This is a genomic window from Rhodohalobacter sp. SW132, from assembly GCF_003390325.1.
Lineage (GTDB): Bacteria > Bacteroidota > Rhodothermia > Balneolales > Balneolaceae > SW132.
In genome coordinates this window covers 230,222-254,683 of sequence record NZ_QUOK01000003.1, presented here as the reverse complement: position 1 = coordinate 254,683, position 24,462 = coordinate 230,222, and the positions used below count along the sequence as shown (strand labels likewise).

Genomic DNA, 24,462 nt, shown 5'->3' with positions numbered 1-24,462 from the left:
GAACTTTAAATCACAAATAATTATGGCAAATTCATTTAAAAAAAGGGTTGTAATTGTCGACGATCATCCCATCATGAGAAAAGGACTGGTCAGTACTATTGAAGCCGAACCGGGATATGAAGTGGTGGCACAATTTGAAAGAGCAGAAGACGCATTGGAAAGGTTTGAAGGGTTAGATGCCAATCTGGCTATTGTGGATGTGTCACTGCCGGGGATGAGTGGCATTGAACTTGTAAAAAACCTCCTTTTTCAATATCCAGACCTTTTGAGCCTTGTCGTATCCCGACATGATGTTTCACTTTACGCTGAACGGGCGCTTCGGGCAGGAGCCAAAGGGTATGTGATGAAATTTGAACCGAGTGATGTTCTGCTTAAAGCTGTCAGAAAAGTGCTGAACGGAGGAATGTTTCTCAGTGAAGAGATTGGTGAAAAACTTCTGTTAAATGCTTTAAGTGGGAAATCAGGGACGTTAGAGTCCCCGGTTGATGTGCTGAGTGATCGCGAGCTGGAAGTCTTTGAGTTGACCGGCCGGGGGAAGAGCAGCGCAGAAATTGCTGAACAGCTTCATCTGGCAGTAAAAACAATCGAAACCTATCGGTTCAGAATTAAGGAAAAGCTAAATTTCAAAAACTCAACAGAGTTTATTTTTTACGCCGTAAAGTGGGTGGACAGTGAAAAATTTGTTTGATCCTGAGTTCAATGCATAAATCTGATTAAATAAAGTTCCTGTTTGTCAATGTTGTTTAATCTGCTGCACTGTTGTCGATGACAATTTGATGGGAAAATCTAATCTTTTGTCTGGTAAATCATTGGTTCAAAATTTCACTTTATAGATACACAAATCTTCGAATCTGTGAGACAGGGTTGAACAGAGTATTAAACTGGGATAATTTCAGTTTCTTTTAAGAAAAAAGGTTACTACCCATCTAAGCAAGTTAAGAGTTTTACCTACCTCAAAGAAAGTAATTCACCTACGAAGGGTCTCATCATTGTTTTATATGTTGAAGTAATTAGCCAAAAACCCAGGGAAAATGGAAGCTCATCTGTATCTCGAAGCACGACTCCAGATGGTGGGTTCGGCAACGGACTTTACCTACAAATGGTGTGTGAATATGGGATTTGATCCGCCCGACGCGGCCTGTATGGCACTGGCGGTGGATGAAATTCTGACAGATATCGTACTTTATGCATTTAAAGAAGAAACCGGTTATATAGAAGTTTGGTTTCAATATACTTTTTCAGAGATTGAAATCATCATACAGGAAAAGGGAGAACCGTTTGATCCTGAACGATATACATACGATGCAGAAAAGGCAGTCGGGGAAAATAATTTTAAGGGCGCAAGCCTGGTAACGGTGCGCAGTATGACTGATCACTTTATTTTTCTGAACCGTGGTAAAGACGGAAAAGAGTTCAGATTGGTCAAGCGGTTTAATTCTACAGATATTCGCGACCGTCTTCCGAAACACTACCCGGAAAAGCCGGAAGAGGATGAGTTTACACCTAATGGTGATTACCTTTTAACTCCGGTGACCAGCGAAGATGCCGAGGATATTGCCAAGCTGGTCTATAGATCTTACGGTTACAGTTATTCGAAGGAGGATCTCTATTTTCCCAGGCGAATTGAGATGGCAATTCTGCATGAATATAAATTTGGCACAATTGTCAGAACCCCCTCCGGCGGACCGATCGGCTATTTCGCTGTCATCAAAAGCACCGATTCCATGATCGGTGAAGTGGGTGAAGCCGTGGTTTCTCCCCAATACAGAAAAAGAGGACTGATGAAGAGTATGCTGAATACCCTTATAAAAATGAGCCGTCAAAGGGGTTTAAAAGGATTATTTGGCGAGGCCCTGACGATTCATACGTACAGCCAAAAAGTCAATCAAAAGTTCAACTTCAAAACTACAGCCCTGGTTGTAGCCAAATCACCCAAGCGGATATTCAAAGGGATGAATTTTCAGTCAACAGACAATGTGGGTGTAGTAATCGATTTCTTACCCCTCACCCGCCGATGGATGAAGCCGTTTCACTTACCGGAGCAGTATGCTGATTTATTGAATACAATTTATGACCAGTTTCAGGCACATCTGTATATCCCTTCACGGAAAAGCAGAATTGCGGATGTACATGGCAAAACAAAAATGGAACTCATAATCCATCACGAAAAAAACTCAGCGCTGATTATTGTCAGGGAGATCGGCTCAACATTTGAACTAAGCTGTAAAAGAATGTTCAGAAGTATTGAAGAGTTAACCCTGACAATGATTTATATCGATCTGCCATTAGGCAGTGACAAAATCAATTCTTCAGTAGACTTTTTAAAAAAAAGCGGTTTTGTGCTGGCCGGACTGATGCCGCTTTTTCATGAGGAATCAGACTATCTGAGAATGCAAAAGATTATGGTGATTATTGATTTTGATCTTATGCAAACCCACTCCGAAATAGCCGGTTTGATCAAAGAAAGAGTAAAAAAGGAGTATGATGAAAGTAGAAAAGAGCAGGCAAAAGCTTGACGTGGTTTTACAGAGTGATTTTAATCTGAATGCGGTTCGTCGAATTAGTGAATTACTGAACGGCAGAAAAGAGCTATCGATCGATCTTTCAAACTCCAGGTTTGTGAATAGTAAAGCAATAATTTACCTGCACCATTTAATGTATGCCGAATCACCGGTAGATGTACAGCTCAGGAATCCTCCCAAAATTTTTTTTGAACTGTTGAAAACACTGGGCCTGCATAAGGTGTGGAAACTTGAAGAAATTGTTCAACCCTGAATACAAAGTCATGAATACTCAAGAACCCGTACTTACCTCACTGAACTTGAAATTCCCCGTCTGGGAACAGATTTTCACCGTCCATCCTCTGGTGGTCATTGGGACGGTAAACTCGGATTCATCACCCAATTTTGCTCCCAAGCACATGGTCTTTCCGCTTGGATGGGAAAACTATTTTGGATTTGTCTGCACGCCAAGGCACACAACCTATCAAAATATAAAAAATAGGGAGGAGTTTACGGTAACATACCCCAAACCTGACCAGATTGTTGTTACAAGCATGACAGCATCCCCGCGCAACGATGAAAATAAGAAAACGAACCTGGACACATTGCAAACATTTGAAGCATCCGACATTGATGGATTATTTCTGCAAAACGGGTATGCATTTCTGGAGTGCAAGCTGATGAAGATTGTTGATGGGTTTGGTGAAAACAGCCTTATACTGGCAAAAATCGTAGCTGCACAGGCCTGGAGTGACGTCATTAAAAATCCGTCACACACCGATGATGAATCCATATATAATCATCCCCGGATTGCGTATATCTCACCGGGTCGTTATGCAATTATTGATGAAACATATGCTTTTCCTTTCCCGGCAAATTTCAAAAAATGAGTCATGATCGAAGCCTCAGATATTGTGGATGTTCTGGATGAGTGTGTTTCAATGGAGAGGGAGTTTCTATCTCTGTTAAAAAAACTGGTTCGGACCGAAACTCCACCCGGAGATAAAAAGTCGCATAAAAAACTATTTTCCATTCTTGAACCCGAGCTTGCCGCGCTCGATTTCGATACCCAAATTTTTCCGGGTAAAGAAAGTGGTGGCCAGTTTTATGCACGTCCGGTTAAAATGAACAAAAATGGCTATCAACTGTTATTGGGCCATGCCGATACCGTTTGGCCGAGAGGGACCCTGAACAAAATGCCGTTTGAAAAAAATGAAAACATTATAACGGGCCCGGGTATATACGACATGAAAGCGGGGCTTGCGATGATCGTGTTTGCGCTTCAACTCATCGATAAGCAAGGACTTAAGCCTGAACTTGCGCCTGTTTTATTTATCAACTCGGATGAAGAAACAGGAAGTACCGATTCCGTTTCAAAAATAAAAAAACTTGCCAAAGCGATGGACAGAGTATACGTATTGGAACCTTCGCTCGACCCTGATGGTAAGTTAAAAACACGCAGAAAGGGGGTTGGGCATTTTAAGGTAAAAATTGAGGGAACATCATCGCATGCAGGCATTGAACCGGAAAAGGGAAGGAGTGCAATCGTTGAACTCTCCTACATCATCCAAAAACTTTATGCGCTGAATGATCCGGTAAATGGGATCTCGATTAATGTTGGGAAAATTGAAGGAGGTATCAGTACAAATGTTGTCGCTCCTCAAAGTAGTGCTTCTGTGGACGTGAGAGTACTCACAAAAAAAGATGCAGAACAAATTGACCGTGAAATAAAAAAGATTGAACCTACGATACCGGATGTTAAGATTAAAATTACCGGCGGCTTCAACCGGCCTCCCATGGTTCAAAACAATAGAAACCGTGCACTTTGGAATGCCGCTACCCATATTGGCAGCGAACTTGGTATAGAACTGTCTGAAGGGATTTCCGGGGGCGGGTCTGACGGCAGCTATACAAGCCTGTACACAGCTACACTTGATGGCCTTGGGGCGGTTGGGGACGGAGCTCACAGTCCAACGGAAAGAATATTTTTGGAGCAAACTCTTCAGCGTATTGCTGTTCTTGTAAATCTACTTCTGCTTCCACCGATTTCAGAATAGTTCTTTTTCAGAAATTTGATGGTACGGTTCTATGTACATAAGTCTTTTTAAATGTACAGGCTTATGTTAATCACGTTATAAACCTTCGGATCCAGTTTTAGGGATCACACAATACACATTTCAAAATTTATGCGGGAATTTCACTGCCTGTAAGGATTTCTTGATATAAAGCCACTCCCCTGTATTACAAATAGTTTCAGACAGTGATTTCAAACAGAGAGCCAAATTCTGCCTTAATTATTATCAGTAACCTGAACAAATAACCGGTTGCTGTTTTTCCAACAAAAATGAAATCAAAAAGGGGTTATGATATGAAGCTTACAAAGAAAAGAAACGGACCAAATACGATTGATACTCTGCGACGTGAGATGGATCATTTTTTTGATGATTTAGTGCCATTCTCCTGGAGTCGGGAGCAAAACGAAAAAGCGCTGGGCACCTGGGCACCAAGTGCAGATATCACAGAGAATGAGAAACGGTATGAAATAATGATGGATATACCGGGAATGGATAAAAATGACATTAAGGTCAATATCCAGGATGACAGAGTAACCATCACAGGAGAACGAAAAACGGAAGAGAAAGAGGAGAATGATGATTTTATTCGCCAGGAGAGGTATTACGGCAGCTTTTTCCGGTCTTTCAAACTCCCCGAAAAAGTCAAGGATGATGATATCAAGGCCACGTTCAAAGATGGAGTTCTGAAAGTAGTGATTCCCAAGGCAGAGGTAATAAAACCGAAATCAATTAAGGTTAGTTAGAGACTGAATTATCCCATGTACCGAATATTGAAACATTCGGTACTTATTTATCTGAGGCAAATCAATTCAGAAGATTATGAAATCAAATCAGACATCATATATTATTCCATTTTCGGATTTGACCATTAAGGATGTTCCAAAGGTTGGCGGAAAAAATGCCTCTCTGGGCGAAATGGTCAAGCACCTTCAACCACTCGGCGTAAACATACCGGATGGGTTTGCAACGACTTCGGATGCCTATCGTTATTTTCTGAAATCAAACAGGCTTGAAGATGACATCAAAAAAATCCTCGATGAGTACAACTCGGGGAAAATTGAACTGGATGAAGCCGGCCGAACAATTCGACAGCTTTTTCAAAAAAGCACCTTTCCAATCGCGCTTGCAGAGAGTATCCAGCAGGCGTACCGTGAACTGAGTTTAAAGTTTTTTCCCGATTCGCATGAGAATCCCGAAACGTTCTGCGTGGACGTAGCGGTTCGGAGCAGCGCTACGGCAGAAGATCTTCCCCATGCAAGTTTCGCCGGGCAGCAGGAAACCTACCTGAATGTTCATGGAAGGGAAGCTCTGATGAAGGCGTGTAAAAGTTGTTTCGCATCCCTGTTCACTAATCGCGCGATGGTCTATCGTGAAAAGATGGGGTTCGATCACATGAAAGTGGCACTGTCTATTGGCGTACAAAAAATGGTGCGCGCCGACAAGAGCTCCTCCGGAGTGATGTTTACCGTGGATACGGAAACTGGTTTTCCCAATGCGCTGATCATTAATGGTTCCTGGGGGCTGGGTGAAAATGTGGTGAAAGGAACCGTTAACCCGGACCAGTTTTATGTATTTAAACCGAAACTTGGAGATTCGGAGAAAACCCCTCTGTTGGATCGAATGCTTGGTTCAAAAGAGATGAAGATGATCTACGCATCGGATGACGGCGGCACTACAGAAAATATTCCGACAACGATTGCAGAACGTCAATCTTTTGTGCTGAACAATGATGAAGTGCTGAAACTGGCGAGATGGGGCGTAACCATTGAGAACCATTATGGGCGGGCAATGGACATCGAATGGGTAAAAGACGATCTGACCGGAGACCTTTTTATCGTCCAGGCACGGCCTGAAACCATTCACTCCATGCACGCAAACGGAACATTTAAAAACTACTCACTCAAAGAGGAATCCCCTGAGCTTTTAATGACAGGACTGAGTGTTGGGAATACGATTGTAAGCGGTAAAGTGAAGATTGTACACGATACAACGGATCTGTCGGGCATCGATTCGGATACGATACTTGTAACAGAAATGACGGAACCCGATTGGGTGCCTGCCCTGCGTAACTCAGCGGGTATCGTAACAGATTTCGGAGGCAGAACCTGTCATGCGGCGATCGTGAGCCGTGAACTGGGAATTCCGGCTGTGGTGGGAACAGAGAAAGCTACCAAAACTCTGAAGGAGGGAGATCATATTACCATATCAAGTGCGGAGGGAGATGAGGGCAAGATTTACAAAGGCAGGCTACGGTTTGATGTTGAAGAGACCGACCTTGGAATATTGCCTGAACCCGCAACATCGGTGATGCTAAATCTGGCCACACCGGAATCAGCGTTTAAATGGTGGGAACTGCCGGTCAAAGGTGTAGGGCTTGCCCGGATGGAGTTCATCATCAGCAACCATATTCGAATTCACCCGATGGCCCTTGTCCACCCCGACAGAATTAACGACGAAGATGAATTTCGGAAAATCAGGAAACTGACGACCGGTTATAGTGATCTGAAAGAGTATTTTGTTGATCGTCTGGCAAGTGGAATTTCCAAAATTGCGGCATCACAGTATCCCCACCCGGTGATTGTTCGAAGCAGTGACTTTAAAACCAATGAATATGCCGGGCTGATCGGGGGAAGATATTTTGAACCGCGTGAAGAAAACCCAATGCTTGGGTGGCGGGGTGCATCGCGATACTACAGTGAAAATTACCGGGAAGGTTTCGAGCTTGAATGCCGGGCACTGAAAAAAGTGAGGGAGGTGATCGGCCTTGATAATGTGATCGTGATGATTCCTTTCTGCCGTACACTTACTGAAGCAGATAAAGTGTTGGCGGTGATGGCTGAATATGGATTAAAAAAAGGGGAAAACGGACTGCAAATTTACATGATGTGTGAAATTCCGTCTAACTATATTCTGGCTGAACAGTTTGCCAAAAAATTTAATGGCTTTTCAATCGGTTCGAACGACCTGACACAGCTTATTCTCGGTGTAGACAGAGATTCAGGCTCTATGGCGCATCTGTTTGACGAAAGTGACCCTGCGGTAAAAACGGCAATCCGAGAAGTGATTGAAAGAACACACAAAGCCGGTATAAAGGTGGGATTTTGCGGGCAGGCACCAAGCAATGACACCGAATATGCAAAATTCCTGGTTGATTGTGGAATTGACTCTATATCCGTTGTTCCGGATAGTGTTGTAGGCGTTATTCAAAAAGTTGCTGAAGCGGAGGCAAAGAAAGGTGAGCTGGTCGTTTGATGGGCCAGGTAAGCATGCGATCTAACGTGGAAGATTACTGCATCCACATCCCGTTTGAGAGACTGATTCTCAAATAAATTCGAAATCACGCAAAAAAAGAATTTAGGAAATCGGATCATTTCGAATTATTGAATAAGATTTAATAACACTATAGTAGTATAATGATAAATGTTAATTATACATTGCTTACACATTATAAATAAGATTTGTTCTGAATAAGAAATTCGTCGTACATTTATGACAGTTGAAAAAAATTAGCCCTTCTAATTCAACTGACCCAATAATATTTTCTTTGCAGTGTTGTCACTCCGCAACTTCAGAATCACTATACCATCGCAATGTTCAATACGTAGTTGTGGTACTTCTAATTCAGAGAAAAAGTGAATTATTTGTAACAATGCCCTTCCAATGTTCAACGAAAATTAGAAAAAAGAAGGTTTTATACTGCCCTGATTTTCTGTGAATTGTAAATAATCCTCTATTTATCTCTGATTGATCAGAGATTGAATAAAGATAACAGACACCAACATGTTACATACTGACGGTTGTCGTGTTTAAAATTCGGACAATCCCGTCCAGTCCATGAGCAGCCTAAAATTCAGTTTGTGTTTTGAGCGTAAACCTTCGTTTATTTGAATCGAAAAAGACGCACTTAGCCTTAGGAATAGGTTCTTTATGCTTGCACAATTACTAAAACCTGAAATAGATGAATTGATCCAGAATAAAGACTGGATCACGATAAAGGAAATATTGATTGATGTGCCGGCGGTGGATGTTGCTGAGCTGCTTGAAGATCTGGAACCGGAAGTAGCTGTAGTGGTATTCAGGCTTCTGAAGAAGAGCAAGGCAGCTGATGTATTTTCCTATTTGAGTTCAGGAAAGGGTGTTGAGCTTCTGGAAGTCTTCTCCAAACGGCAGTTGAGTGATGTAATGAATAATCTTGAGCCTGATGAGCGCGTTTCACTCATGGAGGAGCTTCCCGGTCACCTTACTCAAAGAGTGCTCAGCTCAATGGATCCCGAGAACATTGTCCAGGTTAGGAGACTTCTGGGTTACCCTCCTGAAAGTGTGGGTCGTTTAATGACCACCAACTATGTTAAAGTAAAAGAACACTGGACCATTGATGAGAGTTTTAATCACATCCGCAGGTATGCCCGGAGTGCTGAAACGGTGAACGTTATTTATGTTGTAAATGAACAGGAAAAGCTGATTGACGATTTAAAGCTTAACCAGTTGATTGTTGCAAATCCCGATTCTCATATTGAAGATATCATGGATAAATCATTTGAAGCGCTCAGTGCTTTTGATGATCAGGAAGAAGCTGTTCGAATGCTCAGTAAATATGACCGGGTTGCCCTGCCGGTTGTAGACAGCGACGGTATTCTGGTTGGTATTGTAACGGTTGATGATGTTCTGGATGTAGCTGAAGAGGAGACAACGGAGGATATGCATCTGATGGCCGGTATGAGTGCATTGGATAACTACTATTCCCAAACCAATATTCCGGAAATGGTTCGGAAAAGAGCAGGCTGGCTCATTTTACTGTTCCTGGGACAAATGTTTACGGTTACGGCAATGGCAGGTTTTGAGGATACACTGGCCGCCGCTGCGGTTTTGGCACTTTTTATTCCAATGATAATATCAAGCGGCGGAAACTCCGGGGCACAAGCCGCAACATTGATCATCAGGGCTATTTCCACAGATGATATAAAACTAAGTGATTGGCTGAGTGTTTTAAAAAGGGAGTTGCTCTCCGGCCTGCTTCTGGGTTCAATACTGGGAATTATGGGAACCATAGTGATTGCTTCCTGGATGGTATTGAGAGGGGAGCCCTTTACGTATGCGGTGTTCTTACAAGCCTTAACGGTTGGATCAAGCCTGGTTGGCGTTGTTCTGTTCGGTAATTTTAGCGGATCGATGCTGCCTTTTATCATGTCAAAGGTTGGACTTGATCCGGCAGTTACTTCTGCTCCATTCGTAGCAACTCTTGTTGATGTAACAGGGATTATAATCTATTTCTCCATTGCGGTGTTTTTGTTAACCGGTGTTGTGCTTTAAAGCCTTTCAATACGTATGGAGACAACGTCCTGATATGTTTTAAAGCTTTTTGCTAAAGGTGTGAGCAAAGAAAACAGAACCGCTGCAGAGCCTATCTCCAATTACGCAGGATTTTATCAGGTTGACCTTCCTGCATTCATAATAAGTCCGAAATAAAGCAGAAAAAATTTCAAACACTCGAATTTCTAAGAGATATTAATTGATGTTTAATTGAGTGATGATATCATAAAGACATAACTTAATCTAACATTACTTATACATTATAAATTAGATTTGTCCTGAATAGGGTATTCGCCGTATCATAATAACAGTTGATTAAAAAACCAGCCCATCTTAATAAATCAACTGCTTCAAATCACTTCCTGCCTAAAGTTTTTTTCTGTAATCATCGCATCGGCAAACTATACACACGATTTTCTATACAGGAACGGTTTTTATGAATTCAGGAAGGAAAGGGGGCCATTTTATAAAACCCTCCCTGTTGTTCAACGAGAATGTGTACCCGGAAGGGCTTGTTCTGTCTTGCTCTAAACCAGCGACTCAATTCCCCTGTTCATCAGAAATGTACCGGCCGGCTCTGTGTATATATGCCCAATACGGCCACCGAATGGATCATGCCGAGGAAATTATTTTATGCCCCGTTTACTTTTCTGGCGTATATCAATCCATAAAACATGATGGAGACGGCAACAGTGAGTATTCCGAGTATGGCCAATCGTTCGCCCGTGATGGGAATAATCCAGATTGTACTGATGACTTCAATTGCGATTAGAAACAGCAGAAACCAGATCAGCTGATCGCGACCGATTTTACTACAGACCCACGCTCCCAGCGGGGCACCGAATATGACGATCGGGATGCAGCTCATTAAATAACGCCAGATATCGGGATTCACACTGCCTGAAATTCCTGCGTGCCAGATAAATCCGGCAACGGACAGCAGCCCCATCAAAACTACTGTTGTGGGTGTGCTGATTTTTTCGTTGATCCCGTAAAGAAGAGTCAGTACAATAAAAATAAGCATATCAATACCTACACCGATAATTGAGGCAACAAGACCGCCGAGAAATCCGGTGGTGAGAATCACAAACAGATCGCTCTTATTTTCAAACCTGAAATGGCTGACGGGATTATCCGGGATTCCCCATCGGTTGTATATCAGGAAAAAGGCGAAAATTCCGGCGATAAACGTGAAGATGAGCTTCGGGTAAGGATCTGGGATCACAAGGAGTAATTCGCCCGAAATCAACCCGGCAACTCCGGCTGCAAGTGCTGTGAAAATGACGTTCCAGAGAACCGGAATTTTCTTCAAATAGATGAAAAGTCCAGCCATGGTCATGCCGAACGACTGTATAAAAAAAGCGAAAATTTTGGCGTCCTGCGGGGCAATATCGAATAGTTTGGTGAAGACAGGAAATGCAACAGCACCGCCTCCTTCCGATGTGGCCCCGGCGATGAAAGAACCCAGGACCATGGTCAGTGATATAGGCCAGGTCTCAGAAAGCATATCCCACCACTCAAGATGATTCATCACAATCACCCATCCGGCAAGGATGACGAGCGCAGTTCCCCAATAAATAAGCAGCGAATATCTTCTGTTAGCCGTCACTTATTGATAGTCGTTGTTTTCACCGGTCAGAAATTCTCTTAACCGCGTTTGGTAGATTGAAAAAGAAGGGAGATCATTATGAGTACCGCCCGCGATTTTCACGAGATCTTTCTGATCGGATGCAGATGCCTCATAAATCTCATCAGCCATCCATGATTGAGTGATCATATCATTCGAGCCGGTAAATATCAGTAGGGGTGAATCTGTAGACGCTGCCCGCTCAAGATTGCTTTGCGAATCGATAGACCGTTCAATATCAAACCGGACAAACGGCCTCAGAATCCACGGCAGCATTCTGCGGGTCCAGTTGTTCACTTCGGTTATTGGATTTTCAAGGATGTAGCCATCTACCGTCTCATGGTCAGCCATAAATGCAGCAATGAAGGTACCCATAGACTGGCCATGAACAAAAATAGGGTGATTGGCATCATTGCTTCTGAAATGTGCGGCAGTTTCATTAAAAACGGCAATCGCATCAGTTTGTACACCCTGAACCGATGGAGAACCGGAACTTTTTCCATATCCCCTGTAATCAAATAGTACAAGATTGACCGGGATCTCGGAATAGACGTCAAGCAGTGGCGGCGATTTCACCATCAGGTAGGCATTTCCTCCAAAATAGATGACGGTAGCTTGTGCGTTTTCATGTTCAATAAACCAGCTGCTTATGGTTTCACCATCATCGGTTTCAATATCTTTTTCATGCAGTGTATATGATTGGAAATCGAATGTTTCGGGCGTAACCGTGCGGTGGTTTTCAAAGGCATCCTGCTCTGTGATTTCAATGGTAGTACAGGCTGTGAACAGCAGGATAAACAGAATGGATGTGATGGGTCTCATTCAAAGATGATTTGATTTATCATTGGAGTTGGAACTATTAATCAATGTAATGAATACGTCGTTCGATTTATGTGGAATTATAAATAATTGTGTCTCTGTAGTGAAGCAGGTTTTTGTGAGGAATTTGAAAAACACTTCAGAATTTAAAAAATAATAATTATTGGAGGGTACACATTCTAACTGATTTTTAGTACAATAGGGAATGCTTAATCCAAACCAATATTGAAAAACTTTGCTGGCTGAAAGAAGAGTACTCAGAGATATTTCGAGTAAAAGTTACACGATAAAAATTGCTAAAACCAAAGAGGAGGAAGAAGCTGCTTTCAGACTCAGGTATAACGTGTTTATTGAGGAGCTGAACAGAGATTTTAATTATGAAGAAGAGAAAGACAAAGATACGTACGATGAACAATCACACCATTTGATTGTTATTGAAAATAAAACCGGCTCAGTGGTGGGTACATATCGTTTGCAGCATTATGAACAGGCAATTCAGGGCAATGGATTTGTAACGGACAATAGATTTCATCTGGATCAGTTTCCAGATGAGATTTTGAAAAAAGGTGTGGAAGTCGGGCGGGCATGCATCAGCAAAGAACATAGAAATGGCAGGGTGTTATACCTGCTATGGAAAGGATTTGCAGGTTATCTCACCCATTTCGGAAAACGGTACTTGTTTGGGTACTCTGCCTTTGATACATCTGATCCGGCAGTTTTGCGGAATACGTTTAATCACTTTAAAGAAAAAGGTCTCATTCATCCGAAATATTATTTAGATGTTCGTGAAGCGTATCGTTTGCCGCAAAATATTGAAATAAACGGCACTACTGAGATCGATATTCCAACTTTGATGCAAAATTATTTTGATGTTGGATGTCTTGTTAGCGGAGGACCATCCTATGACGAAAAAAAATTAGCACACTGTGTGATACTGCTGGATATAGAGACAATTTCTGACCGTACACGCAAATTGTTTTTTGGCTGAGAGATCGTCTGATATCACAAAAGGAGCTATCGGATGAGTTTTTCGAAATTCGAGTCGGGCCGCATCAAACTAAGATTGATGAATGACTCATCCGATGACTGACTTTAGTAGCTCACCATTACCATGATACTACAGCGTAAATAATTATCGGCTCAGGATTGATTTTCGGATCGCAATAAATAAAAATATAAATATTGTATATACAATTAAGAGGGGAATAATCCAGTTGATTAAGCCGAATGCAAGCATCACGGAAATAATCAGAAGCTGAAAGCCAAGTCCATAAATGGATAACAACGTCATAAACCATTTTGGAAATGGATCTGATTGGGGTGCATGGGGTTCGATCCTGTAAATCAGCCTGTCAAATAACGAATAGAACAAAGAGTAGATTCGAAAGAGTAAGGCAACGGTTTTCTGATTTTCTCCCGGATACGCAGTTGGAACCTCGGTTTCAAATATTTTACTGGTCGTATCCCCGTTGCTGGTCTGGTGCCGCTGGATTACATAATAATAGTTGTAGAGTGTGCCCTGCAGCTGTAAACAGAAGAATGCGAGAAATGCCGTCGTAAAAGCGTGCTCTGTAACGATCCAGATGGCAGTTATGACCAGGAAATTCAGAATAAAATCGAAAATCGAATCGAGATATCTGCCTGTATACGATGGTGATTTTTTAACCCTTGCGAGTTCACCGTCTGCAGCGTCAATAATGGATTTCAGGATCAGAAAGATTGCTGCAGTTACAAAAAACTCTATCAGAATAGCATAAACAGCAATTAGGCCGCAAACACCAAAAACAAGCGTGATGTGAACAGGAGTTGCTGAAGTATGTTTCAGAAGGGCTGCCAGCCGGGTTGCAAACGGACGTCCGTAATCTGATATATCGATAAATTTGTCTTGTAAAGAGAGTTTAGACATCCAATAAAAGTTGCTTCTTTATTTTTTAGCCAATCGTTGAGTTGATCTATCGCAGGGTAGATCTGCAGATGAAATTTCTGAGGGTACAACTATTGTGAAATACAAAACGTTTGGTTTTTTTCAGTTATTCCCACTTTCATGTCTGAAAATCAACTGGCATAAAATCGCTACTTTCTTTGTATTTTGTGAATTCATTGCAGATCTAATTTAATAGTAAGTCCATTGAGTGATAAAAAGATAATTTTTTCGATGGTTGGGGTCAGTAAAGTTTATAAACCCAACAAACGTGTACTGAATGATATTTACCTCTCTTTTTTTTACGGAGCAAAAATTGGTGTTCTTGGCCTGAATGGGTCCGGAAAAAGTACGCTCCTCAGAATTATCGCCGGAGAGGATGAGAATTACATCGGTGATATCAGCCGCCAGAAGGGAACAACGTTTGGATACCTGGAGCAGGAACCGGAACTCGATCCCTCCAAAACGGTGCGGGATATTGTTGAAGAGGGTGTTCAGGAGACGATGGACCTTTTAAAAGCGTATGAAGAGATCAATGAAAAATTCAGTGATCCGGATGCCGATTTTGATGCTCTGATTGCCAAACAATCTAAACTTCAGGAAAAAATTGACCAGATTGGTGCGTGGGATATTGATAGCAAGCTGAAGCAGGCGATGGAGGCACTGCGTTGTCCGCCCGAAGATGCGTCGGTAGAACATCTGTCGGGAGGTGAACGGCGCCGAGTGGCACTTTGCCGGCTTCTGTTGAAGAAACCCGATGTACTTCTGCTTGATGAACCTACCAACCACCTGGATGCCGAATCAGTGGGTTGGCTGGAGCAGCACCTTGCGCGATATGAGGGAACGGTAATTGCCGTTACGCATGATCGTTATTTTCTGGATAATGTTGCCGGATGGATCCTGGAACTCGATCGCGGAGAAGGGATTCCGTTTGAGGGGAATTATACATCATGGCTGGAGCAGAAAAAAGACCGGCTCTCGCAGGAGGAAAAAGAGGAATCCAAACGTCAAAAAACGCTGCAACAGGAGCTGGAATGGATACGGGAGAATCCGAAAGGACGCCGCAAGAAGAGCAAAGCGCGGATCAATCAATACGAGGAACTGCTTTCCGAAGATCGCAAAAAGCGCCGCGAGGAGATGGAGATTTTCATACCGGCCGGGCCCCGATTGGGTGACAAAGTGATTGAAGCGAAAGGCGTGAAAAAGGGATATGACGACAAACTGCTTGTTGAAGATATGGAGTTCAGTTTGCCGCCGGGCGGAATTGTGGGTGTGATCGGCCCGAACGGAGCCGGAAAAACCACGCTATTCAAGATGATAAACGGTGAAGAGAAACCGGATGAAGGGACCCTTGAGATCGGGGATACGGTGGAGCTTGGGTATGTAGACCAAAAGCGTCCGCTGGACCCGTCAAAATCAATCTGGGAAGAGATTTCGGGCGGACAGGATTTTGTAAAGCTGGGTGATCGCGAAGTGAACTCACGCGCCTACGTTGCGCGTTTCAATTTCAGCGGGAGCGATCAGCAGAAGAAAGTATCTGAGATATCCGGCGGCGAGCGTAATCGCGTGCACCTGGCCAAGATGCTGAAGGAGGGAAGCAACGTACTCCTTCTTGATGAGCCGACGAACGATCTGGACGTTAACACACTGCGTGCCCTCGAAGAGGCAATACTCGATTTTGCCGGCTGTGTAGTTGTAATATCCCACGACAGGTGGTTTTTAGATCGTGTGGCTACCCATATCCTGGCTTTCGAAGGCAACAGCCAGGTGAAGTGGTTCGAAGGCAATTACCAGGAATATGAAGAGAACCGCCGTGAACGGCTGGGTATTTCTGAGGATCAGCCTGAGAGGATTCAGTATAAGAAACTGATGCGGGAGTAATGCATTCCACCATTTCCTCTACAGCATGTTGGCAGATATTAGAAGGTGATGCGTTTTGATGATTGATGGGTGATTAACCAAAATCAGGGGCTTCACGGCTCCACCCCTGAATCCCGAAAGTCCAGCTTTGCGTGGTTTCGTTATTCTGTCCCCTCGGCGGGAGGGGAGGTCTCAAATCTCAAATTGCGACAGATGACAGGCTGAGGAAAAGGTTAACAGTCCAGACTAAATGGTTTCGTCGATATATCTCTCCTTCCCGGAGGAGACAGCCTTCCAAGGGTCTGCCGCAGGCAGGATAGCGACAAGGCAGAGGTGGGATGATTGAGGCGGATGTTTACCCAAGGTCAATATGCCCCAGGATCCACCACTGAACGCCGAAAGTTCCGCTTTGTGTGAGTTTCGTTATTTTTGAGGATGTATAAAAAGTAAATCCTATTAACTAGAGCCTAATTAATTTAAGTCTATCAGTTAAATTTGAGCTGGAATTTCTACACTTGACACCCTCTCCACTTGCCACTTCTGCTGAAAGTTGTACAATCTACTATGTCGCAAACAGACTCCATATGGAGGGGGCATAATAAAACAATCATAGCCTGCATAAGCCCTTTAGGTTCTATGAATTTAGTATATGCTTTTTGGACAACCCAGGGAGTTTCGTGTTTTACTCTGGAGTATTAAAAAAAATATTATATGTCACAGTATCCCTCATCTCGTGTGTATTAGCTTTTAGGAACACTAAAAAACTGTATAAAGTTGAATTCGAATAACGAAATGATTTGGGGAAAACTATTTCAATATTTTTTCCGGAAAGTTGAACAGGGAGGGGATTTGTATCAAAAACCTTCCTGTAAGAGATGAAGTCAGAGTAGTGTCATGTAAATCCTAAACCTGACAGGTTTTACCCTACATTTTATTGATGACACGACAGCAGGTTATAGCTTAAATATTCTCCGTTTTGTTGAAGGAATATCATTACAACAAAATCCAATTTTAGCAAATGAATAAGTAATTGCTATGCTATGCAGAAATAGCATGAATTGTATTATGTTAGCAAATACTTTAAAATACAAACAATCCAAAAAAACATTACATATCTGTTGAGATGCCATGGTGAAAATTTTATTTGTAGGGCTGATTTTATTGATTACTGGAATTCATTCTACCCTCACAGGTCAGTCTAATGGATTATCTTATGAGGTGATAGATCTGAGCAATCTGGAGGACTTTCAGGAAACAACCGAAAACTGGAAAATCGGTGGAACTGTCTTTATGGATCTGTATGAACGCCATGCCGTAGAACTTTCATCAGGTGAGGGCGTTTTGATCAATGATAGTGCGGGTGACAATCCTCAGGATATTTTCACATCCTGGGAACATGGTGATCTGGATCTGGAACTGCAATTTATGATGGCTAAAGAGTCCAATTCCGGTATTTATTTCCAGGGTAGGTATGAACTTCAGATGTTAGACAGCTGGGGTGAAAAAAATCCAATATTCAGTGATATGGGTGGAGTCTACCAGTGGTCGGAGAATGGCAGAGGTGTAGGCGGAATTGCTCCCCTAACAAATGCAAGCAGAGCTCCGGGGCTTTGGCAGCATCTTGAAGTCAGGTTCAGAGCACCGCGATTTGATGAAAACGGTGAAAAAATTTCACATGCAAAATTGGAAGAGGTAAAACTAAATGGTGTGCTGATTCACAGGAATGTGAACCTCGTTCATCCCACTGGTGGAGCAATTAGTAATGAGGAAACAGCAAAAGGACCCCTGCGATTCCAGGGGGATCACGGCCCGGTTGCATTTCGAAATATTCGGTACAAAATGTATGATTATTCACCATTAAAACTGGACAATCTCACCTATAAGCTCTACGAGGGCAACTTTGAAACTGCAGATGATGTTGGAGATTCCCGGTCAACGGAAGAAGGATCGCTGGAAAAAATCGATCTTGAGATGCTGAGTGCTTCCGGTGAGTTTGCGGTGGTTTACCATGGTGAAATCCATGTTGATCAACCTGGAGAATATTTCTTTGATGTGCGTTCTGATGGTGGTCATAGAGTAACGATTGGCAACGAGCTTCTTTCGGAACGGGGAGACGATGCACGCCGGGGGGATTCAAATACAGAAACGATTACCCTTACTGAAGGCACCCATTCTTTCGAACTGATCTATTTTCGCGGGGCAAGGGGCGGGCAGCCGGCCGTTGGATTAATGGCTGAAGGGCCGGGAATTCGAATGCATTCACTACATAGGGAAAATGCGTTACCAATCAATCAACAGCGTCCGCCGAGTTTGCTGAAGCCTGAGGATAATAAACCGATCGTGTTTCACGGTTTTATGAGGATGGAAGATAAGGTTCACACACATACAGCGGCTGTTGGATTTCCATCAGGCGCACATTTTGCACTCGATCAGAACAATGGAAGCCTGATGAGATTCTGGAAGGGTGATTTTTTAGATATCTCCACGATGTGGATTGGACGAGGTGGCGGGAATCTCTCACTCAACGAGCAGGCAGCACTAACACTCTCTGGTGCTCCGTCAATGGCGTACTTGAGCAGCGAATCAGAAGCATGGCCCGACTCACTACAGAATGGGATCGAGTATCGTCTTAAAGGCTATCAGTTTGATGCAAACAATGCCCCCATATTTCATTACACGTTTGATCACGCAGAAATTAAAGATTCCATCATCCCGCATAATGATGGAAAGGAGTTGAAGCGAACAATCTATTTTGATATGAATGGTGCGGACAGGAACCTGTTGTATCGAATCGTTAATGGCGAGTCAATTTCTCAGCTGCCAAATGGTCTTTATCAGGTAAATAATAAAAGCTTCTTCCTGCAGCTCAATAACGATTCTGATAATAATGCCTGGATCCGTGATACAAGCCATGGCCAGGAATTGCTTATCAGGGTAGACGATCTGAATGATCATTCTCTCTCTTATACACTCATCTGGTAGATCAATGGAAAAAGCTATTACAAATGAGAATAATATGAAAGAAAATTACTTTAAAAGCACACTCAGAATGTCCAGCCATTTATTAAATAGATTAGGTAAGCTAAAGATCCTGTTTTTAACGTTTTTATTGTCTTGTTTTTCTGCGCTTACCTTTGTTCCTGCAAGTCAGGCATTTTATCAGCAGGTCATATCTGACGATCCCCCTATTACAGAGCCAAATGAAGAGGACTACTATCAGATCCGGGATGTGGTAGTTCCAGACGACATTGTATTGGAAGTTGGAGGCATCGCCTTGCTGCCAAGTGGCCAGCTGGCCGTGGCAACCCGCCGCGGTGAGATATGGACGATCAGCAATCCGGCAATGGAAAATGGCAGCGCACCACACTTTACGAAATTTGCTGAAGGTATGTATGAAACACTTGGACTTGTTTATCAGGACGGTTCACTTTACACCTCTCAGCGGGGAGAATTGACCCGACTGACAGATACAAACGGTGATGGGAGAGCCGATCTGTATGAAAGGGTTTATGCCTGGCCGATATCAGGACACTATCACGAGTACTCTTTTGGGCCGGCATTTTTGCCAAATGGCAATATGGTGGTGACTGGAAATGTCGCGTTCGGTAACCCCAGGTGGTGGGAAGCTGAAAGCAGGGTCCCCTGGAGAGGATGGTCTATGATTATCACTCCTGAGGGAGATATGAAACCGTTTTCGTCAGGTATGCGGTCACCTGCTGGAATTGCTGTTAATAGCCGGGGTGAAATTCTCTACACCGAAAACGAAGGAGACTGGATTGGGTCAGGTTTTCTGGCTCATGTGGAAGAGGGCGATTTTCATGGAAATCCTGCCGGTTTACGATGGGCTGACAGGCCAGAATCACCAGTTGATGTGCGAAGAGAGGATATCGTTGATAGTGAACGTCCGATGTATGAATCAGCGGAACGCGTGCCAGGTATTAAACTGCCGGCGGTTTGGATCCCTCATACCCTGATGGGGATTTCTACATCAGATATACTTGAAGCTACGGATAATTCATTTGGCCCTTATGAAGGTCATTACTTTATAGGTGATCAGGGACATGCTTTAATTAATCGTATTGTGATGGAAAAAGTAAACGGCCAGTACCAGGGTGTTGTATTTCCATTTAGAAGAGGATTTGCATCCGGAGTTCTCAGGATGGAGTGGGGTGAAGATGGGGCCATGTATGTTGGTATGACAGACCGGGGATGGTCTTCAACCGGTGAAAGAGGGTACGGCCTGCAGCGCCTGGAATGGAATGGTGAGGTGCCTTTTGAAATGAGAAATATTGAAGCGAGGCCGGACGGTTTTGAAATCGAATTCACGAAACCTGTTGACCAGGAGCGGGCAGCTAATTTAGCTCACTACAATGTGACCAACTTCACGTATATGTATAGGTACGATTACGGCAGTCCGATCATTCGTCAGGAAGAGGCTCCAGTGCGGGGTTTGAAGATATCAGACGATGGGCTGAGAGTACGAATTGTTGTAGATAATTTGCGTGAGAAGTACGTTCATGAAGTTCGGCTTGGAGAAATTCATTCAGAAGATGGAATACCCCTTTTGCACAATACAGGGTATTATACATTGAATTACATTCCGGCGGGTGATGCATTGATGGATGATGAACTGACTGCCATAATTGATCCTGCTCAACCTCGTGATGTGGTGAGTCCGGCAACCGATTTAGTACAGGAAGAGAGTAATGCTGAGGAAATCCGGGAAGAATCGGATGATTTACCCGTTGCTAAGCGGGTCACTGAGCTGCCAGAATCCTGGGTCGACGGTCCTGACAGAACAATCAGATTAGGCACAAAACCCGGCCTGCAATTCGATATGGAAACTATTGAAGTAAACTCAGGCAGCAAAATCAGATTGGAATTCATCAATGACGATGATATGCAGCACAATGTAGTCATTGTTCAACCGGGAACAGCTGATGAGGTCGGAGAAGAAGCCATGTTGCTTGGTTTGCAGGGTCCTGAGATGCAGTATGTGCCAGATAATGATAATGTACTATTTTATACCGCAATACTTCGTCCCGGTATGTCAGAATCAATATACTTTACAGCTCCCGATATACCGGGCGAGTATACGTATGTTTGCACATTCCCCGGTCACCATATTGTGATGAGGGGAAGATTGATTGTAAATTAAAATTATCATCAGTCTGAAATAATCAATTTGAAACAGGTCTTTTCATCATTTATGATAAATTAAAAAATTGCAGAAGTAATGTTAAAGTCGAATGGTGGTTAATCTATCAAAAAGTCGGGATGAATTTGAAGAATCTGATGAACATTGCTATGGCCGATTGTTACATTTATACTATTTAAGTGGTATCTACTCAGGAACGTAAATGCAATTCAAAAAATCAATGGAATCAAGCCTGTTTTCATTATCTGGTAAAACGGCAGTAGTTACCGGCGCTTCCAAAGGAATCGGACGAAGTATAGCCGAAATCTTTTCCCAACAAGGTGCTGAAGTACATATACTGGATTTAGATGACGAAGCCGGAGAAGAGGTTATGAATGGTATCAATAACAATAATGGAAGAGCTTCATATCATCATCTGGATGTAAGCAAACAGTCTGTGGTCAGGGAAGTGATCGGTCAGATCTATCAGCAAAGCGGTCGACTGGATATCCTTGTAAACAATGCTGGCATCGCTCAAATCGGGAATCTTGAAAATACAAGTGAAGAAGCCTTCGACAATGTGTATAAAGTCAACGTAAAAGGGGTATACAACTGTGCTTATGCTGTAATTGACAAAATGAAAAAAAACGGAACCGGAGTGATTCTCAATATGGCATCTGTTGTGGCTTCGGTTGGGATCGAGGACCGTTTCGCTTATACGATGAGTAAAGGTGCCGTACTGACGATGACCTATTCAATTGCCAGGGATTACATCAAAGATAATATACGGTGTAATGCCATCTCTCCCGCCAGGGTGCACACTCCATTTGTGGATGGGTATCTGAAGCAGAATTACCCCGGCCGTGAAAAAGAGATGTTTGATAAACTTTCCGCTACCCAACCCATTGGGCGGATGGCAAAACCAGATGAAATTGCCTATCTGGCACTTTATTTGTGTTCCGATGAAGCATCATTTATCACCGGGTCCAATTTTCCCATCGACGGCGGTTTTACTACATTAAACTCATGAGTGCTGCCGGATGGGATTACTTTAGCTTTAAACCTGAGGTCGATTCTTAAATAATGAATATAAAAGTCCGAGTCTGCCCAAAAAGGGAGTCATCCCGTACTTTTCCGCGGAGATCCCTTCGGGGAATGCGGGATCTCTTATCCTTGATGTAGACAGGAGATGCCGTATCGGGGTCCGGCATGACGGTACAGATATGAGGTACGCATGATTCACATTACATAGATATCAGATTGTTTTTCAGAACACTAACTCAAAACTTCAACATTAAAATTCTGTTTAACTCATGAAACTAATCAGATTCGGCAACCCGGGAAACGAGAAACCTGGCATTATAGACGAGAATGGAAATTGGCTTCATACAAGTTCAGTTACAAATGACTATACGCCTGCATTTTTTGCTGATGGTGGATTGAATAAGTTAGAAGCCTGGCTGAAAGACACAACAACTTCAAAATCCGCGGTGGATTCTTCGCAGCGGCTGGGACCTCCGGTAACAGGATCAGGTAAAATAGTATGTGTGGGCTTAAATTATGCTGATCACGCCAGGGAAGGCGGAATGGATATACCTGAGGAGCCTATTCTGTTTTTTAAAGCTACGTCGGCTATCGTTGGACCGAATGACGATATGATCATTCCGAAAAACAGCAAAAAAACGGACTGGGAAGTTGAACTGGCGGTTGTAATCGGAAAGAAAGCTACCTATGTACCGGAAGAGGAAGCTCTCGATTATATCGCCGGATATTGTGTACACAACGACTATAGCGAGAGGGAGTTTCAGCTCGAAAGGGGAGGTCAGTGGGTGAAGGGTAAAAGCTGTGATACATTTGCCCCCATCGGTCCTTACCTGGCAACACAGGATGAGGTGAATGATGTACATAATCTGAAACTTTGGCTGAAGGTAAACGGAGAGATGAAACAGGACGGTTCTACCCGTGATTTTATCTTTGGTATACCCTACCTGGTCAGTTATATCTCGAAATTCATGACCCTGCATCCGGGCGATATTATATCAACGGGAACACCTGCAGGGGTTGGGCTGGGTTTTAAACCTCCTCAATTTCTGAAACCGGGTGATATTGTGGAACTCGGTATCGATGGGCTGGGGACGTCAAAACAACAAGTTAAGAGTTGGGATTTATAGCACAGACATCATTAAATAAATCACTGCAGAATATGTCATTCACAGATAAAGCCATCATCATAACCGGAGGTGCAAAAGGCATAGGGGAAGGTTGTGCCCGTATTTTTCATCGTGATAACGGTAATGTTGCAATTTTTGATGTAGACGAAAAAGCAGGTACCGGGCTTGCCCGGGATCTGGGTGATCGATGCCGGTTTTACCGGTGTGATGTATCCAGTGAGAAACAGGTACAACAAGCAGTTAGCGATGTAATAAAGGACTATGGCAGAGTGGATGTGCTTGTCAACAATGCCGGAATTCTGAAATATTCAGGCGTGACGGATACCAGCGAGGAGGAATGGGAACATGTGATGGAAGTGAATGTGAAAGGTGCTTTTTTGTGTGCCAAACACACCATCCCTTACATGCAGAAGCAAGGTAAAGGAGTTGTGGTGAACATGTCGAGCGTTCAGGCTTTTGTAGCCCAGAAAAATGTAGCCGCGTATATTGCCTCAAAATCGGCGTTAATCGGCCTAACCAGAAGTATTGCCGTAGACTATGCTCCGGAAATCCGGTCTGTGGCAATATGTCCTGGAGGTGTGGATACACCGATGAACCGCGAGGCATTCAGCCAGTCTGCCGATCCGGATAAGGTGCGTCAGGAAACGATTGATATTCACCTGGTTGAAAGAATGGCCAATCAGAGGGAGATTGGTGAATTAGTGGCATTTGTATCGGGTGAAAAAGGGGCTTTTATTACGGGGCAGCCGATTCGGATTGACGGGGGGATTGGGATCAAGTTGAGTGGCAGTATTTGAAAACAACTCGACAGGAACTTAGAGCTCTGGTTTAATCATAAGTGGTTTAATTCCCCGTCCCTCTGGGTTGGAAAAAGATAAAAGTCCCCTTTTGAAGGGGGAAGCGAACGGAGAGAGCTGGGGGATGATCCAGTAGGTGTTGATTCAAGCAAATTAACAATTTTTATGGTTTCAAAACTCTACAAATCATCCCCCATTGCCCCCTTCGAAGGGGGACACTCCAAAAGTAAGCTTTGTATTGACC

The 24,462-nt window shown here is 43.3% G+C and carries 18 protein-coding genes; 15 read left to right on the top strand and 3 right to left on the bottom strand.

The annotated features are described in order from the left end of the window. Positions 1-22: 22 nt before the first annotated feature. The 8 genes from DYD21_RS08070 (at position 23) to mgtE (ending at position 9,886) form a co-directional block, all read left to right on the top strand. Positions 23-688, top strand: coding sequence for a response regulator transcription factor (locus tag DYD21_RS08070; RefSeq protein ID WP_116035050.1), 666 nt, complete (start codon positions 23-25; stop codon positions 686-688). A 343-nt stretch (positions 689-1,031) separates the two neighbouring features. After that, a complete protein-coding gene (locus DYD21_RS08065) occupies positions 1,032-2,516 on the top strand; it encodes a GNAT family N-acetyltransferase (RefSeq protein ID WP_116035048.1) in 1,485 nt (494 codons plus the stop codon). Beyond that, positions 2,485-2,775, top strand: a complete 291-nt coding sequence (locus DYD21_RS08060; protein ID WP_116035045.1) for a hypothetical protein — start codon at positions 2,485-2,487, stop codon at positions 2,773-2,775. The genes DYD21_RS08065 and DYD21_RS08060 overlap by 32 nt, the downstream gene beginning before the upstream one ends. A 10-nt stretch (positions 2,776-2,785) precedes the next feature. Next, positions 2,786-3,391, top strand: a complete 606-nt coding sequence (locus DYD21_RS08055; RefSeq protein WP_116035043.1) for a flavin reductase — start codon at positions 2,786-2,788, stop codon at positions 3,389-3,391. Positions 3,392-3,394: 3 nt separating this feature from the next. Next, on the top strand, positions 3,395-4,558 hold the full coding sequence (locus DYD21_RS08050; protein ID WP_116035040.1) for a M20 family metallopeptidase: 1,164 nt from the start codon (positions 3,395-3,397) through the stop codon (positions 4,556-4,558). Positions 4,559-4,869: 311 nt separating this feature from the next. Next, complete coding sequence (locus DYD21_RS08045) at positions 4,870-5,319, top strand: Hsp20/alpha crystallin family protein (protein ID WP_158551453.1); 450 nt, start codon at positions 4,870-4,872, stop codon at positions 5,317-5,319. Positions 5,320-5,395: 76 nt separating this feature from the next. Next, complete coding sequence (gene ppsA, locus DYD21_RS08040) at positions 5,396-7,828, top strand: phosphoenolpyruvate synthase (RefSeq protein WP_116035036.1); 2,433 nt, start codon at positions 5,396-5,398, stop codon at positions 7,826-7,828. Positions 7,829-8,503: 675 nt separating this feature from the next. Beyond that, positions 8,504-9,886, top strand: a complete 1,383-nt coding sequence (mgtE, locus tag DYD21_RS08035; RefSeq protein ID WP_116035034.1) for a magnesium transporter — start codon at positions 8,504-8,506, stop codon at positions 9,884-9,886. A gap of 631 nt (positions 9,887-10,517) precedes the next feature. Here mgtE and DYD21_RS08030 read toward each other — a convergent pair. Beyond that, positions 10,518-11,495, bottom strand: a complete 978-nt coding sequence (locus tag DYD21_RS08030; protein WP_116035031.1) for a sulfite exporter TauE/SafE family protein — start codon at positions 11,493-11,495, stop codon at positions 10,518-10,520. Continuing rightward, positions 11,496-12,335: an alpha/beta hydrolase gene (locus DYD21_RS08025; protein ID WP_116035029.1), complete on the bottom strand. Its 840-nt coding sequence runs from the start codon at positions 12,333-12,335 to the stop codon at positions 11,496-11,498. Positions 12,336-12,567: 232 nt separating this feature from the next. Between DYD21_RS08025 and DYD21_RS08020 the strand changes: the two genes are divergently transcribed. Further along, positions 12,568-13,320, top strand: a complete 753-nt coding sequence (locus DYD21_RS08020; RefSeq protein WP_116035027.1) for a GNAT family N-acetyltransferase — start codon at positions 12,568-12,570, stop codon at positions 13,318-13,320. Between the two features lie 144 nt (positions 13,321-13,464). Here DYD21_RS08020 and DYD21_RS08015 read toward each other — a convergent pair whose 3' ends face one another. Continuing rightward, a complete protein-coding gene (locus tag DYD21_RS08015) occupies positions 13,465-14,238 on the bottom strand; it encodes a CDP-alcohol phosphatidyltransferase family protein (RefSeq protein WP_116035024.1) in 774 nt (257 codons plus the stop codon). Positions 14,239-14,487: 249 nt separating this feature from the next. On the opposite strand from DYD21_RS08015, the gene ettA reads away from it, so the two are divergent. From ettA to DYD21_RS07985, 6 genes are all read left to right on the top strand, one after another. Continuing rightward, positions 14,488-16,134, top strand: coding sequence for an energy-dependent translational throttle protein EttA (gene ettA / locus DYD21_RS08010; protein ID WP_199535496.1), 1,647 nt, complete (start codon positions 14,488-14,490; stop codon positions 16,132-16,134). 1,107 nt (positions 16,135-17,241) lie between these two features. After that, entirely contained in the window at positions 17,242-19,095 is a 1,854-nt protein-coding gene (locus DYD21_RS08005; RefSeq protein ID WP_116035018.1) for a family 16 glycoside hydrolase, read from the top strand. Between the two features lie 34 nt (positions 19,096-19,129). Further along, the gene (locus DYD21_RS08000) at positions 19,130-21,271 is read left to right on the top strand and encodes a plastocyanin/azurin family copper-binding protein (RefSeq protein WP_199535490.1); all 2,142 of its coding nucleotides are present in this window, start codon (positions 19,130-19,132) and stop codon (positions 21,269-21,271) included. A gap of 202 nt (positions 21,272-21,473) precedes the next feature. Beyond that, positions 21,474-22,280: an SDR family NAD(P)-dependent oxidoreductase gene (locus DYD21_RS07995; RefSeq protein WP_199535489.1), complete on the top strand. Its 807-nt coding sequence runs from the start codon at positions 21,474-21,476 to the stop codon at positions 22,278-22,280. A gap of 283 nt (positions 22,281-22,563) precedes the next feature. Further along, the gene (locus DYD21_RS07990; RefSeq protein ID WP_116035016.1) at positions 22,564-23,421 is read left to right on the top strand and encodes a fumarylacetoacetate hydrolase family protein; all 858 of its coding nucleotides are present in this window, start codon (positions 22,564-22,566) and stop codon (positions 23,419-23,421) included. Between the two features lie 32 nt (positions 23,422-23,453). Further along, the gene (locus DYD21_RS07985) at positions 23,454-24,218 is read left to right on the top strand and encodes an SDR family NAD(P)-dependent oxidoreductase (protein WP_147303527.1); all 765 of its coding nucleotides are present in this window, start codon (positions 23,454-23,456) and stop codon (positions 24,216-24,218) included. Positions 24,219-24,462 lie beyond the last annotated feature (244 nt).

Coding starts and splice junctions, on each gene's coding strand:
- DYD21_RS08065 (WP_116035048.1), top strand. CDS start 1,032: ATGGAAGCTCATCTGTATCTCGAAGCACGACTCCAGATGGTGGGTTCG.
- DYD21_RS07995 (WP_199535489.1), top strand. CDS start 21,474: ATGCAATTCAAAAAATCAATGGAATCAAGCCTGTTTTCATTATCTGGT.
- DYD21_RS08015 (WP_116035024.1), bottom strand. CDS start 14,238: ATGTCTAAACTCTCTTTACAAGACAAATTTATCGATATATCAGATTAC.
- DYD21_RS08045 (WP_158551453.1), top strand. CDS start 4,870: ATGAAGCTTACAAAGAAAAGAAACGGACCAAATACGATTGATACTCTG.
- DYD21_RS07990 (WP_116035016.1), top strand. CDS start 22,564: ATGAAACTAATCAGATTCGGCAACCCGGGAAACGAGAAACCTGGCATT.
- DYD21_RS07985 (WP_147303527.1), top strand. CDS start 23,454: ATGTCATTCACAGATAAAGCCATCATCATAACCGGAGGTGCAAAAGGC.
- DYD21_RS08025 (WP_116035029.1), bottom strand. CDS start 12,335: ATGAGACCCATCACATCCATTCTGTTTATCCTGCTGTTCACAGCCTGT.
- DYD21_RS08000 (WP_199535490.1), top strand. CDS start 19,130: ATGAAAGAAAATTACTTTAAAAGCACACTCAGAATGTCCAGCCATTTA.
- DYD21_RS08070 (WP_116035050.1), top strand. CDS start 23: ATGGCAAATTCATTTAAAAAAAGGGTTGTAATTGTCGACGATCATCCC.
- DYD21_RS08050 (WP_116035040.1), top strand. CDS start 3,395: ATGATCGAAGCCTCAGATATTGTGGATGTTCTGGATGAGTGTGTTTCA.
- ppsA (WP_116035036.1), top strand. CDS start 5,396: ATGAAATCAAATCAGACATCATATATTATTCCATTTTCGGATTTGACC.
- DYD21_RS08055 (WP_116035043.1), top strand. CDS start 2,786: ATGAATACTCAAGAACCCGTACTTACCTCACTGAACTTGAAATTCCCC.
- DYD21_RS08005 (WP_116035018.1), top strand. CDS start 17,242: ATGGTGAAAATTTTATTTGTAGGGCTGATTTTATTGATTACTGGAATT.
- ettA (WP_199535496.1), top strand. CDS start 14,488: ATGGTTGGGGTCAGTAAAGTTTATAAACCCAACAAACGTGTACTGAAT.
- DYD21_RS08060 (WP_116035045.1), top strand. CDS start 2,485: ATGAAAGTAGAAAAGAGCAGGCAAAAGCTTGACGTGGTTTTACAGAGT.
- mgtE (WP_116035034.1), top strand. CDS start 8,504: ATGCTTGCACAATTACTAAAACCTGAAATAGATGAATTGATCCAGAAT.